Annotated in this window: 11 protein-coding genes; 5 read left to right on the plus strand and 6 right to left on the minus strand. The window is 71.0% G+C overall.

Annotation, left to right across the window (positions count from 1 at the left end; translation table 11 throughout):
* Nucleotides 1–79: 79 nt before the first annotated feature.
* On the minus strand, nt 80–754 hold the full coding sequence (locus ACWIHT_RS40790; protein ID WP_456173694.1) for a TetR family transcriptional regulator: 675 nt from the start codon (nt 752–754) through the stop codon (nt 80–82).
* Nucleotides 755–961: 207 nt separating this feature from the next.
* Between ACWIHT_RS40790 and ACWIHT_RS40795 the strand changes: the two genes are divergently transcribed.
* The 3 genes from ACWIHT_RS40795 to ACWIHT_RS40805 all read left to right on the plus strand — a co-directional run bounded on the left by ACWIHT_RS40795 (nt 962) and on the right by ACWIHT_RS40805 (nt 3,698).
* Nucleotides 962–2,053, plus strand: a complete 1,092-nt coding sequence (locus tag ACWIHT_RS40795) for a substrate-binding domain-containing protein (protein WP_456173621.1) — start codon at nt 962–964, stop codon at nt 2,051–2,053.
* A gap of 79 nt (nt 2,054–2,132) precedes the next feature.
* Nucleotides 2,133–2,960, plus strand: a complete 828-nt coding sequence (locus tag ACWIHT_RS40800; protein WP_456173695.1) for a hypothetical protein — start codon at nt 2,133–2,135, stop codon at nt 2,958–2,960.
* An 81-nt stretch (nt 2,961–3,041) separates the two neighbouring features.
* Entirely contained in the window at nt 3,042–3,698 is a 657-nt protein-coding gene (locus ACWIHT_RS40805; protein ID WP_456173622.1) for a peptidoglycan-binding domain-containing protein, read from the plus strand.
* Nucleotides 3,699–3,727: 29 nt separating this feature from the next.
* Here the strand turns inward: ACWIHT_RS40805 and ACWIHT_RS40810 are convergent, their stop codons facing one another.
* The 5 genes from ACWIHT_RS40810 to ACWIHT_RS40830 form a co-directional block, all read right to left on the minus strand.
* Nucleotides 3,728–4,102, minus strand: coding sequence for a hypothetical protein (locus ACWIHT_RS40810; RefSeq protein ID WP_093623389.1), 375 nt, complete (start codon nt 4,100–4,102; stop codon nt 3,728–3,730).
* 411 nt (nt 4,103–4,513) lie between these two features.
* The gene (locus ACWIHT_RS40815) at nt 4,514–5,437 is read right to left on the minus strand and encodes a MurR/RpiR family transcriptional regulator (RefSeq protein WP_456173623.1); all 924 of its coding nucleotides are present in this window, start codon (nt 5,435–5,437) and stop codon (nt 4,514–4,516) included.
* A gap of 67 nt (nt 5,438–5,504) precedes the next feature.
* Entirely contained in the window at nt 5,505–7,232 is a 1,728-nt protein-coding gene (locus ACWIHT_RS40820) for a phospholipid carrier-dependent glycosyltransferase (protein ID WP_456173624.1), read from the minus strand.
* 92 nt (nt 7,233–7,324) lie between these two features.
* Nucleotides 7,325–9,253: a phosphatase PAP2 family protein gene (locus ACWIHT_RS40825; RefSeq protein ID WP_456173625.1), complete on the minus strand. Its 1,929-nt coding sequence runs from the start codon at nt 9,251–9,253 to the stop codon at nt 7,325–7,327.
* 214 nt (nt 9,254–9,467) lie between these two features.
* On the minus strand, nt 9,468–10,367 hold the full coding sequence (locus ACWIHT_RS40830) for an N-acetylglucosamine kinase (RefSeq protein WP_456173626.1): 900 nt from the start codon (nt 10,365–10,367) through the stop codon (nt 9,468–9,470).
* A 295-nt stretch (nt 10,368–10,662) separates the two neighbouring features.
* Here ACWIHT_RS40830 and ACWIHT_RS40835 point away from each other — a divergent pair, with 295 nt between their 5' ends.
* Together ACWIHT_RS40835 and ACWIHT_RS40840 are read left to right on the plus strand one after the other, a co-directional pair.
* Nucleotides 10,663–11,805, plus strand: coding sequence for an ROK family protein (locus ACWIHT_RS40835; RefSeq protein WP_456173627.1), 1,143 nt, complete (start codon nt 10,663–10,665; stop codon nt 11,803–11,805).
* Between the two features lie 275 nt (nt 11,806–12,080).
* Nucleotides 12,081–13,403 (plus strand): extracellular solute-binding protein, encoded by a 1,323-nt coding sequence (locus ACWIHT_RS40840; protein WP_456173628.1) that lies wholly within the window; start codon nt 12,081–12,083, stop codon nt 13,401–13,403.
* Nucleotides 13,404–13,525: the final 122 nt, after the last annotated feature.

The raw sequence follows: 13,525 nt of genomic DNA on the forward strand, positions 1-13,525 counted from the left end.
CGTGCCACCGTGCACGACCACAGCGTATGGCACTCAGTGCCAGGCGTAAAGATACTGCGTACCCTCGTATTTTTCCGGTTCAGTCGCGGCCGAGCGCGGACTCTATCTCCTGGACCACGCGCCACAGCGGCGCGTCACGCCGGGAGACGACCACCACGACGTCCTCGGGCTGCTGTCGCAGCACGGCGACGGGTAGCGGTGGATTCCCGAAGGCCGACTGCACGTACCCCAGCGCGTGGTCCACCTCGGTGGCCGCGTCGCGCTGTCCGTCCGAACGCAGCCAGGAACGCAGCGCGTTGTTGTGCGCCGCGACCACGGCGGCGGCGATCACATCGGCCTGGAGGGTGCCGTCGGGCCGCCCGGCGAAGCGGCCGCGCAGATAGTCGGCGAGGGCTCGCTCGTAGCGCCACACCACCGACAGTTCGTACGCGCGCAGTCCGGGCACCTTCTTGGTGAGGCGGTAGCGCTGGACCGAGAACGTCGGGTTCTCGTTGTACATCCGCAGCACGAGCCGGGCCGCGTCGCAGACCCGCTGCACGGGTTCGTGCTCGTCGCCGCCGGACGCGAGGAACGCCGTCATGTCGGCGAGGCAGCGCTCGTGGTCGGGGAAGACCACGTCCTCCTTCGACGGGAAGTAGCGGAAGAAGGAGCGTCGTCCGACCCCGGCCAGTGCCACGATGTCGTCGATGGTGGTCTGTTCGTAGCCCCGCTCCAGGAACAGCTGGAAGGCGGCCGCGACCAGGGCGTCCCGCATGGGCGGCTTGGAGCTCATGGACGGGAACGTAGCACCAGGCCGACACGGATGGCACTCAGTGCGCTGCCAAAAGGGCACTGAGTCCCCTGAGGCACGTCCGTGAACCCAGGTCGGATTGCGACAGCCGATGCGGTCGAGACGATCGAGACGGTCGATACGGTCCGAGGCATAGAGTGACGGCGACCAGCAGTGCCTTCAGGGGGATCCATGCGACTTCACGTCGACCAGCGCCATGAGCGGGTGCTCGAACTCGTCAAGGAGCGCGGCAGCCTCCGCGTCGCCGAACTCGCCGCGGAACTGGGCGTCTCCGCCGTCACCCTGCGGCGCGACGTGGAGACGCTGGCCACGCAGGGGCGGGTGCGGCGACTGCACGGCGCGGTGGTGTGGCCGGGCGGGGCGGTCGTGGAGCCGCCGGTGCGGCGGGAGCCCGCCGAGGGCCCGGTGATCGGAATGATCGTGCCGACCACCGCCTCGATCTTCGCCGACATCGTGCGCGGCGCCCGCGAGGCGGTACGGGCCCAGGGCGGCCGGCTGGTGCTCGGGGTGTCCGGATACGTCGACACGGAAGACGCCGTACAGGCTGGGCATCTGCTCGCGGGCGGTGCGGAAGGGCTGCTCGTGGCGCCCAGTTGGTCCGGCGGTGTGCCCGTCGACGGTCAGGAGCGGTGGCTCGTGGACCGGGGCGTGCCCACCGTTCTGGTCGAACGCTCCGCCCCGCCCGGCACCCCGGCCGCCGCCCTCGACCGGGTGCGCACCGACCGCGCCCACGGCGCCGCGGTCGCCGTCGGCCGCTTCGCCGCCCTCGGCCACCGCAGGATCACCGCGGTGCTCCAGGAAGGCCCGCACGCCGCCCGGATCATCGACGGCTACGGGTCGGCCGTACGCTCCCTCGGTCTCGAAGCCGTCCCGGGCGCCCCCTCGGTCCGCGAACACGGCGACTACGAGGCGAGCGTGGACTTCCTGGCCGACGCGGTACGCGAACGCGGGGTCACCGCCGCCCTCGTGCACAGCGACGAGGACGCGATCGTGCTCGTGCCCCGGCTCCAGGCCCGCGGCATCCGCGTCCCCGACGACCTGGCGCTCATCGCCTACGACGACGAGGTCGCCCCGCTCGCCGACGTCCCGCTCACCGCCGTCGCCCCGCCGAAACGGTCGGTGGGGGAGCTGGCCGCGAAACTGCTGCTGGGCCGGCTCGCCGAGCGCGGCAGCGGAGCGCGCCCGGCCCCTCGTCAACATGTGGAACTCCTCCCCGAGTTGAGGATCCGCGCCTCCTGCGGAGACGGGCCGCCCACCTGGTGAACACGGTCCGACCGTTTTGATCATTACGCGCGAACGCTCTCCACACCCCCAGCCAAGGAGAAGAACCGGCATGCCCTCCCTGCCTCCGGCCCGCCCCCGCATCCTCTACGTCACCGACCTGGCCTACCAGGCACGCGGGCGCCGCTACTGCGACGAGGACATCGACCTGACCTCCCGGCTGCGCGAGGACTTCGACCTGGCACTGTGTCACCCGCTGGACGCGGCCGGACTGATGGACGGATTCGACGCGGTCGTGGTCCGCAACAGCGGTCCCGTCCTCGCCTACCAGACGGAGTACGACGCGTTCCGTGAGCGCGCGACCCAGGCCGGAGCCCGCGTCTACAACCAGCTCTCGGGCCGGGCGGACATGGCGGGCAAGCAGTACCTCCTCGACCTGAGTGCCGCCGGGTTCCCGGTCATCCCGACCGTCGACCGGATCGAGGACCTGGACCGGCTGCCGCGCACGGACCGCTACGTGGTCAAGCCCAAGCTCGGCGCGGACTCGATCGGCCTCCAGATTGTCCCGGCGGACCGGTTGCCGGCCCTCGCCGACGGAAGCGTCCTGGTCCAGCCGTGCGTCGACTTCGCCTACGAGGTGTCCTTCTACTTCGTCGACCACGACTTCCAGTACGCCCTCTACGCCCCGGACACCGAGCAGCGCTGGCGGCTCGAAACCTATGAACCCGCCCCCGCCGACCTGGAGTTCGCGCAGCGGTTCGTGGACTGGAACACCATCGACCACGGCATCCAGCGCGTCGACGCCTGCCGCGCCCCGGACGGCGGACTGCTGCTGGTCGAACTGGAGGACCTGAACCCCTACTTGTCCCTGGAGGCACTCGACGACACGCGCCGGGACGCGTTCGTCGCCGCGCTGAAGGCATCCCTGCACCGGTTCGTCGGAGCGTGACCTGAACTCCTGAGGCCGTGCGCGCGTATCTCTCCAGGAGGATGGCGGAGATCCGTGCGCGCGGAACGGAAGGAGAGCAGTGTGTCTACACCGCCCGAACCGGGAGCCTCGTCCGGCGGCCCGGTCCTGGAACCCGCCCGGGTCCTGCGCCGCCGCCGCTCAGACAATCTCGCGGAGCTGATGCGGGAGCCCCGCCGGGACTCCTCCGTCTTCGAGTCGGTCCCGCTGCCCCGGCCGTTCTTCGGCTCCGACGACGAGACGCAGGAACTGCCGCCCGTACGCGGCGACTTGCGCCCGCTACAGAGCGACAGCCCCTTCGGCCCCGGGCTCCGGCGGGCCGCCATCACGATCGGCGTCAGCGCCGCCGCCCTGGTCGGCTTCGCCTGCGCCCTCCTGCTGCCCGGCCGAGGCGAGGCCAGCACCGCGCAATCTGTCACCACACCCACCCCGGTGACCTCGGCCCCCGCCACGAGCGCCGCCGAGTCCGACCCCGACGGCGCCGGCACCCTCCGCGAGGGAGACAGCGGCGCCCAGGTGAAGGAACTCGAACAACGCCTGCTGCGCATCCCCAACGTCTACGAGAACGGCTCCACCAGCGGCCAGTACGACGCGACCCTCAAGGAGGCGGTCGCCCGCTTCCAGCTCTGGTACGGCATCCGCGGCGACGAGAACGGCGTCTACGGCGACGACACCCGCAAGGACCTGGAGTCGCGCACCACGCTCGACGCGGGCCAGTAGGGCCCGCGCCCGAAGCGGCTCGACGCGGGTCAGCGTCCCGTGCTGTGCCCGACCAGTGCCTCGGTCACCGCGCGGACGCTGCGCGCGATGTGCTGCAACTGGAGGAGTTCGGCGGCGTACAGCTTGATGGTGTGCTCGATGACCGACTCCGGCAGGCCGATGCCGGGCAGGTCGGCGCGTGCGGTTTGCAGCGCGGTGCGGGCCACGCGGATCTCGTGCTGGACCTGGATCTGCGCATGGCGGGCGAGCAGCACGGGGTGGCGGATGAACGCGGGGTAGCTGGCGTAGCGGGCCGGCACCAGCTCGCGCAGCCACTTGGCGGCCGAGCGCTCCCAGTCGTAGCTGCCGGGGGTCTTGACCTGACAGGGCCAGTCCTGGCTGATGCGGGTGGTGGTGAGTTGCATGTCATCGCTTCCCGGTGTGCGGCGCGGGGGGTGGTCCGACGGTGTGGGGCGGCCCCGGTCTAGGGGATGACCGGGGCCGCCCTGGGCGCTCGCGCAGGCGATGCCCGACCGAACACCCGTGGCGCCGACGCGGGTAGGAGACGGCGGCTGCGGGTGTCCGTGCAGGAACCCCGGAGGACGGGTGTCGCCGGCGCGGCAGGTGGAGCGGCGTGCGCATGGGCGGACCGGTGCTTTCTCGGGGCGGGTGCGAGCGCTGGGCTCACGGGTGCGGAACGGGTCAGGAGTGGGCCGGACGCGATCCGTGAGCAGTATTTATATATGCCGTCCGCTTTGCAAGACGTATGAAAACATTCATGCGTGAAATGGGTGGAATGGTCCCAGTCTGAAGTGATTCAAGGGGGGAGGGGCGGGTCATTCCCGCATGAAGAACTGGTGCTGCTCGGCGATCTGCTCGTAGTCCTCCAGGCGGGCCTGGGTGCGCTCGGGATCGGCGTCCGTCATGGCCTGGAGCAGCGCTGCGGCCATCACGCCCGGCGCCGCGTAGGAGTCGAAGACCAGGCGGGAGCCGGTGCCGATGGCGAAGGTGATGTCGGCCTCGTCGGCCAGCGCGCCGAGCGCGAGATCGGTCACGAGGGCCACCTTGAGCCCGGCGCTGCGGGCCACCCGGAGCGCGGTCAGCGTCTCGTGCGCGTGCCGCGGCATGTCGAAGGCCAGCAGCCAGGTGCCGCCCGCCTCGCGGGACTGGAGGATCGCGTCGTAGGCGACGCTGCCGCCCCTGGTCACCAGCCGTACGTCGGGGTGGATACGGCGTGCGGCGTACGCGAAGTACTCGGCCAGCGAGACGGAGATGCGCAGGCCGAGGACGGTCAGCGGGGTGGACGCCGACAGTTGGCGGCCGAGGTCGATCAGCCGGTCGGGGTCGGCGAAGTCCCGGCGCAGGTTCTCCAGGTTCTCGATCTCGGCGTCGACGGCGGCCTGGAGTTCGTTGCTGCGGTTGACCTCGGGCGCCGCCGGGCCGCCCGCGAGGGTGCTCAGGGCGATCGCCTGGAGCCGTTCCCGTAGCGCCGGGTAACCGCTGAAGCCGACCGCCGCGGCGAACCGGGTCACCGAGGGCTGGCTGACGCCGACGCGTTCCGCGAGGTCGGTGATGGAGAGGAACGCGGCCTCGGTGATGTGCTCGATGAGGTACTGGGCGATGCGCCGCTGACCCGGCGACAGCCGTGGCCCGTCGAAGAGTTCGCGGAGCTGGGAAGTCGGCGCCGCCCCGACTTCCGGGTCGGTCTTTCCCGAGGTGATCGCGGATGCCTGGGCTCGTGCCTGCTGCGGCGATGGCACGGATCCGCCTCCTTTGTCTCCCACGGTCACTCAACATAGCTCACAGAGCGTTGTGACCAGCGGGCGATCAGCGCCGGTAAATGGTGATCGAATGACCGACTTGATCGATCGGACGACTGCTGTCGATCAACTCGGCCAGTTTCCCCCGTGCCTTGTCGATCGCGGTGTCCGAGACGACCAGCAGACCGTGCACCTCGCGCACGCCTGCCTTGCGTGGATCGGACGACTCGATGCCGTAGTACGACGGCACACCGCTGCCCTTGTAGACCAGCCAGATCCGCTCGCCCGCGTACCGCTCCCGGAGCAGGTCGGCGAGCCTGCCGAGGTCCTGGCCCCAGTCCACGTTCGAGTCGTGCAGCCGCAGATAGGTCTTCGCCGGACCGCCGAACGCCTCGTTGGAGTACGGCAGATAGTAGGGAAACGTCCGCAGCGAACTCACCGCGACGAACACCACCAGCACCCCCGTGGACAGCGCGGCCCACTGCCACCGCAGCACCGGCACACAGGCCGCCGCGACCGCCAGGAACATCGGCACGAAGATCGCGTACCGCGTACCGAAGTCCCGCGAGCCGTCCATCGCCGCGGCCAGCAGCACCGCGGTGGGCCCGAGCAGATAGGGCGCCGCCGGCCGCAGCCGTCGTACCGCCACGACCGTGACGGCGCCCGCCGCCCACAGCGCGAGCATGCCGAGCGGGGTCTTCACCACGAGGGCCACCGGCAGGTAGTACCAGCGGGACCCGGTGTAGAGGTGCCCGAAAAGGAAGCCCTGCCACGGGTAGTCCTCCAGACCGAACTGGATGCGCATCCCGTCGAGGAACGCCCGCGGGAACGGCAGCAGTTCGACCACCCGCCCGCGCAACCCGTGGATGGCGGGCACGGGTTCCGTCGACGTGAACCGCAACCGCGGGTCCACCACGAGATACGACGCCCATACGACGGCGACGGCCACCAGCGCGACGACCACCGCGCTCGCGGCGCCGAGGAGCAACGCCCGCCGCCGCGCGGCCCGTTCGGCCGGGCGGCGGGCGGACCACACCGACGCCACCGCCAGGAGCATCAGCACGGGTACGGCGGGCAGGGCGCTCATCTTCGTGGCCACGGCGGCGCCGAGCGCGGCGCCCGCCAGCGGGACGTACAGCCGGGGCCGCCGCCGGGCCCGCCACAGCAGCCACACCGACGTCAGCAGGAAGCCCGCCTGCGGCACGTCCAGGGTGGCCAGCGAGCCGTGGGCGATCACGTCGGGGGAGAACGCGTAGAGCGCGAGTGCCGCCAACCCCCTTGCCGCGCCCACGAGTTCACGGGCGAAGGCGAACACGACCAGCCCGAACAGCAGCGTCAGTACGATCACCGGGAGCCGGGCCCAGAACATCAGCCGCCAGGGGTCGTTGCCCGACTCGTACAGCAGGTGGCGGCCCAACTCACCCTGATCGCCGCGGTAGTTCGCGTCGAAGTGCGGGTCGGCCAAGGCGATCCCGGAGGCGATCACCAGCTTCCCGAGGGGCGGGTGCTCGGGGTTGTAGTCGAGGCTGTGCTCGCGCAGATAGACGGTGGCGGTGGCCACGTACACCGGCTCGTCGATGGTCGGTGTCTGCTGGACGGCGGTCGTGACCATCACGGCGGCCATCTGCGCCAGGAGCAGCGCCACGAGGAGCGGCAGCAGCCACCGCCGGTGGCGCCGCAGCCCGGAGCGGAGACGGGCCGGCCGGCTCTCCGCCGCGCGCGGCAGGGAAGGCCCGCCGTCGCCGTCGCCGAGCGTGCCGGGGTCGAGGACCGAGTGCTGTTCGCGCGCCATCATCCGCCCTGCGGTGAGGCCGGCCGTTCGGTGGCGGGAGCGATGCGGAGCCGGGTCATGGCCCCACTGTCGCATCGCACCCGCCACCAGGGGCGTCACCGCTTCAGGAGTCGTACCGACAGACCTTCCGCCGTATACACGGGTACGGCCCGCAGCTTGTCCGAGTTCAGCGTGATGCTGTCGAACTGCCCGCGCAGCGCCGAGGCACCCAGGACGCGCACCGTGGAGCCCGCGGTCGGCGGGTGCTCGGTGTCGAGCCGCAGGGACAGCGTGCTGCCCTTGCCGAGCGTCGCGCGCCGGGTGACCTCGACGGCGGGCTGGTGGCCCGAGCGCAGGGTGACCTCCAGGCCGGCGGACTGCTGGGCGTAGGTGCCGTGGATCTGCACGGACTCGGAGACCCGCAGCGAACCGCCGAGCACGCTCACGTCACCGTGGCCGAGCGCGTGCGCCGAACCGGCCACCAGCGCACCGGACTTGAGGACGGTTCCGCCGGTGTAGGCGTTGTGCCCGGTCAGGGTGAGCGTCCCGGTGCCCTGCTTGGTCAGGCCGCCGCAGCCGTCGATGTCGTTGTGCCAGGTGTCAGTTGCGCCGAAGCCCCCGGCCGCCGCGTCGAGGGCGACGACGACGTCGGAGTCGAAGGAGCCGTAACCGTCCGCCGCCGCGAAGAGGTTGAGGCGGCCCCACTGCTCGAAGCCGTCGAGCAGGACGTAGCCGGAGGGCAGCGCGGTGGTGCGCAGCACCTCGCGTCGCTGGGCCGCGGAGAGGTACGGCTGCCGGGTCTCCAGCAGCACCTCCGCGCCCTTGGGCACGGTCAGCGCCGTGTCCCGGCCGCCGCGGGTCAGGACGTAGGTGAACTTGGGCTGTACGACACGGGAGTTGGCGGTCCGGTCCGCGTACGGGTCGGTCGCGGTGGTCGCCGAGTGCGCGTAGGCGTACAGGGTGTCCGCGGTCGTGCCGGTCTGCGCCTCGAAGTAGGCGAGGGCCTGGGCGCGGGCGGCGGCCTTGAGTTCGGCGTTGGCCGGGTCGGCGAGGGTGGCGGCGGCCAGCGCGGTGGCCATGATGCGACCGCCGATGACGTCGACCGTGGAGTGCATGCCGGCCATGATCCGGGTGTGGCTCAACTCCAGGGTGCGGGTGACCAGTTCCTGGAAACGCTCCGGTACGGCGTACGCGTAGGCGAGGCCCGCCAGGTGGAAGGCGTTGGTGTGGCCGCTGGGGTAACCGGCGTCGTCGGTCGGTGACGTGCTGCGCTGGCGCAGGAGTTGGGGCGCGACGATCACCTTGGAGTCGTAGACCGGGTAGCCGAGCGCGTCGACCGTGCCGGTGTCGACGACCTCGCTCTTCTCGTTCATGCGCCACGGACGCGGGTACTGGTAGGCGTACTTGCCCGGGTTGCCCGACGCGTAGTTGCCGCGCACGGTGTCGACGAGTTCGGCCACCTTGCCGAGCGCGGAGGCGTGCGAACCGGCGCCGAGCGCGGATCCGGCGGGCGCGTCGGCCGGGACGGCGTCGTTGATGGTGGTGGCCGGGGTGGAGTCCGGGGCGCTGGTGATCGAAGTGACCGCCAGGGCACCGGACTTGTAGAGGTCGGCCAGCGGACCCAGGCCCGCGATCATCGCGTAGCTCTGGTGCTGCCGGTCGTAGAGGAACGCCTCCTTGGCCTGCGCCTGGGTGCGGCGGGCGGTGAGGTCGATGCAGTACCGCATGTTGGCGCGCAGGATCTCGGGGCGCAGCGGGGTGCCGGTGTTCCAGGCGGACCCCGTCTTCCATATCCGGGCCATGCCGCCGAGGACCCGGACCACGGCGTTGGTCTCGGGCGTGAGGTTCGTGATGAGGTTCGTCTTGTAGTCGTCCACGAACGCGAGCGGAGCCGTGGCGGCCTTGGCGTCGGCCGCCGCCAGCCAGCCGACCAGCGTCGGCGCGGCGACCACACCGGCCGAGGCGCCGAGCGAGGTCTTGAGGAATCCACGTCTGTTCACGGCGAGTCGACCGGCATCGGTGCGGTGCCCGGCGGGTGACGGCATGGGAGTGTGCCTCTCTTGAGTTCTACTCTTGAGTTCTACGGCCCCTGGGGCCGGTGGGGTCGTGCGATCTGCTGTGGTTCGGGGTACGCGTGTGACGTATGAAAGCGCATACGTCTACTGACGCGTACGTGCGAAGGTTTACGGCGAGCCGTGTCCCCGCGGAGGGGGTTCGGCGTCCGTCACATGACCCCCGGGTGAACGGGAGTTGCGCGGTTCACAGGATCGATCGGGCCAGTGCCACCGCGCCCTCGACGGGCGGTACCCGGATGGGCTGCGGCCGTGCCCCCGGCACCCGTTCGGCGAGCGCCGTGGTGAAGGCTTCGTACAGGCGGGGCTGGGCGAGGACGGTGCCGCCCGCGACCACCACGTCGTCGACGGGGACGCCGCGTTCGGCGAGCCGTACGACGAGTGCGGCGAGGGACCGACCCGCCTCCGCTATCACCTCGCGCGCGAGGAGCGAGCCGGTGTCGGCGGCGGTGAAGACGACGCGGGCGTGGCGGCCCCAGTCGGCGGAGACGTCGGAAGCGCTTTCCAACGCGGCGCCGAGCGCGGGCACTTCGGCCACGGCGAACGCCTCGACGAGTCCCAGGGCGAGCGGGTCCGGGGCCTCGCCGCGATCGTGCGCGGCCCAGGCGGCGCGGGCCGCCTCGCGGACGAGACCGGCGGCGCCGCCCTCGTCGCCGAGTACGGCGCCCCAGCCGCCCACTTGGAGCCGGCTGCCGTCGGCGAGCAGACCCACCGCGACGGAACCGGTGCCGGCCACCAGGCCGACCCCCTTGTCCAACCCGGCCGCGGGGACGAGCAGTTCGGCGTCCCCCACGACGAGCGCGGGAATCCCGAGACGCTTCTCCAGCGCGGCCCGGATCTCGGCGCACTGGCGGGGCGTCTCACAGGCGTGCCCGCCCACGGCGACCGCGGACGGGCGCGCGTGTGCGGGCAGGGAGTCATGGACCAGTGCGGTCAGCCAGTCGGCGGCGGTCGCGATGTCGTGCGGCCGCCAGCCGCTGCTGGCACGGATGTGGTCGGCGACGACATCCGTGCCCGCGCAGGCGCGCAGATGTGTCTTGGTGCCACCCACGTCGATGCCGACCACGAGGGGCGTGGAGTCCTGCACGGAACCTCTTTCGTCGTTGCGCTGTGCTGCGACGGTGGGCGAACCGTGTCCGGGGGGACGGAAGTTGAAGCACTAGGGAAGCCCCGGGACGGGCTTCTGTCGGACCACGGCAGGCGAGTACCGTGACGTTCGTTAGGAAGTTAACTAACGAAGTACAGTGCGTCAAGAGGCATCACACATCGGACAACGGGACGTAACGTCCAAGCCCGCGTGACGCCAGGACATCCCATCGCCGCAGCCCATGGACACCCGTCGGGCGCGCGGCCTGTGAACTGGGGGAAGTGTGGAACACGTCGTGGCGCGGGCGTCTCGGCTGACCGAGAGCGCGAGCGCGGTGTTCGAGGTGCTGGCCGGAGCCGGCAGTGCGACCCGCCCGCAGCTCGCGAGCCTGGCCGGCCTGTCCAAGCCGACGGTGTCCTCCGCCGTCGTGGAACTGGAGAACGTCCAGCTCGCCGCCCACTCCGGCACCGCCTCCGGCGGCACCGGCCGCAACGCGGCCGTATACAGGCTGGGCCCGGCCGCCGGTGCCGTACTCGCCGTCGACCTCGGCCCCGCCCTCACCCGGGTGCGCGGCTGCGCCCTCGACGGCACACTGCTCGCCGAGGCCACCGAGTCCCGCGAGGACGCGGCCGACGCCGTGCGCGAGGCCCTCGACGCACTGCCCGCGGGCACCCCGCTGCGCACCGTCGTCGTCGCCGTCGGTGACGTCGCCGCGCGGAACCGGGCGGGCGCCGGGATGCGCCCGGCGACCGCCAAGGCCGGACCGGTGTTCGACGCCATGACGGTCGCCCTGCCGCCCGGTGTGCCGGTCCACCTGGAGAACAACGTCAACTGCGCCGCGCTCGCCGAACTGCACGAGGGCGCGGCGCGGGGCCGTGACACCTTCGGCTATCTGCGGATCGGCGTCGGTATCGGTCTCGGCATCGTCGTCGGCGGCCATGTGCTGCGCGGCGCGAACGGCGCGGCCGGTGAGCTGGCCCGGCTGCCCTACCCGTGGGACGACGCCGTGGAGCCCCGTAGAGAGGCCCTGGAGGAGTACGTCGGCGCGCGCTCGCTGCTGCGCCGGGCCGCGGCGGCGTGGCGGGCCGACATGAACGCCGACGGGCCCTGCCCGGACACCGTCGACCAGCTGTTCGCCCTGGCCGCGCGGGGGCAGCGCACGGCGTCCGCCCTGGTCGGCCGACACGCCGCCGACGTGGGCCGACTCGCCGCGGCCGTGGCCGCCGTACTGGACCCGGGACTGATCGTCCTGGGCGGCAGCACGGGCACGGACCCGCAGCTGCTGCCCGGGGTGCGCACCGAGCTGGGGCGACTGAGCTGGCCCACCGAGGTGGTGAGCAGCACGGTCGGCGATCTCGGCACCGTGGTGGGCGCCGCGCGGCTCGCGGTCGCCAGAGGAGTCCAAACCGTGACCGATGCCGCGGGGGTGAAGGATTGACGGCCTCGGACTCGGTCTGCCAATGTCCGGACAAGCGCTTTCTAAGTCGGCCGGGACGTCGACTCGGAGTGAGCCTCCCGCCCGTACGAGAAGTACGGCAACCGCACCAGGGTGTGCTTGTGCGGCAGCGGCCGAGAGGGCCGGGGATGCCACCCGTCAGAATGGCGAGGCCGGGCGAGGCCAAACCCCCTGAAAGCGAACCTTTCTGCAGAATGCACCTGTGCCGCCTCGGATGGCGCCGTGCTTCCTCCGCTACGAAGAAAAGGGATCGAAAGATGACCAGAGTGAGTGTGCGGAGCTCCCGCCGACTCGTCCGCGGCGGCATGCGCCGGATGGTTCCTCTCGCTGCCGCGGCCTCGGCAGGGGCCCTGCTCCTGACCGCCTGCGGTTCGGGCTCCGGCTCCGGCGGCACCTCCAAGTCGCTGACCTTCTGGATCTCCACGGTCCCGGGCCAGGACGCGGGCTGGAAGAAGCTGGTGGCGCAGTACAAGAAGGAAGAGGGCGTCAGCGTCAAGCTCGTCAACATCCCCTACGACGGGTACCCGACGAAGCTGCACAACGCCGCCCAGGCGAACTCGCTGCCCGATGTCGCCGACGTCCCGGCCCTCGACCCGATCTGGTCGAGCAAGCTGATCGACCTCAGCTCCATCACCAGCAACAAGGCCAACAACATCAACTCCAACTTCCTCGCCAAGGACTCCTCCGGCAAGGTGCTGGCCATCCCCTCGGACGTCACCGCGTCCGGCCTGTTCATCAACAAGTCCCTGTTCGAGAAGGCCGGCGTCGCCGTCCCGAGCTCCCCCTCGAACACCTGGACCTGGACCGAGTTCATCGCGGCGGCCAACAAGGTCCGCGAGAAGACCGGCGCCAAGTACTCCCTGACCTTCGACCAGTCGCCGTCCCGGCTGCGCGCCATGGTGTACGAGATGGGCGGCCAGTACGTCCACGCGGACTCCTCCGGCAAGTTCTCGGTGGACGACGCGACCAAGAAGGCCGTCAAGTACTTCGTCGGTCTGAACGACGACAAGACCATGCCGAAGTCGGTGTGGACGAGCGGCGCCGACCCGTCGGCCATGTTCCAGAGCGGTGACGTCGTCGCCTACTGGTCCGGTGTCTGGCAGGTCGCCTCCTTCGCGGACAGCATCAAGAAGTTCGACTGGGCGAGCGTCCCGACCCCGGCCCAGCCGGTGCAGGCCAGTGACGTCAACAGCGGCGGCATGATGGTCGGCTTCAACAACAACAGCGCGGCCTCCGCCGCCGCCAAGAAGTTCCTGTCCTGGGTCTACGAGCCCAAGCAGTACACCGAGCTGGTCGAGACCTCCGGCTTCCTCCCGGTGGAAAGCGGCCTGAGCCCGAAGTACCCGTTCAAGTCGGCTGCGGCGCAGGCGGCGTTCAAGCTCTACAACGAGGAGATCCCGCTGTACGCGCCGATCTCCGGCTACTTCAACAACGCCCAGACCAACTGGGTGCTGAAGGGCAAGAGCCTCGCCACCGACCCGACCAAGACGGAACTCGGCAAGGCGATCAACGGCCAGCAGTCGGTCGACAAGGCCCTGCAGAACATCGTGGACGGCTACAACACGGCGGTCGGCGGCTGATCGTAGGGCCAAGGGCCCGGGCGGCGGGATCGAACACCGCCGCCCGGCCCTGGCCGCCACGTGATGCCGGGCTCACGGCGTGAGCCCACAGCAATCCATCCACCAGCACGGAAGTCAGGAAG

The sequence above is a fragment of the Streptomyces sp. NPDC002276 genome, assembly GCF_053891435.1.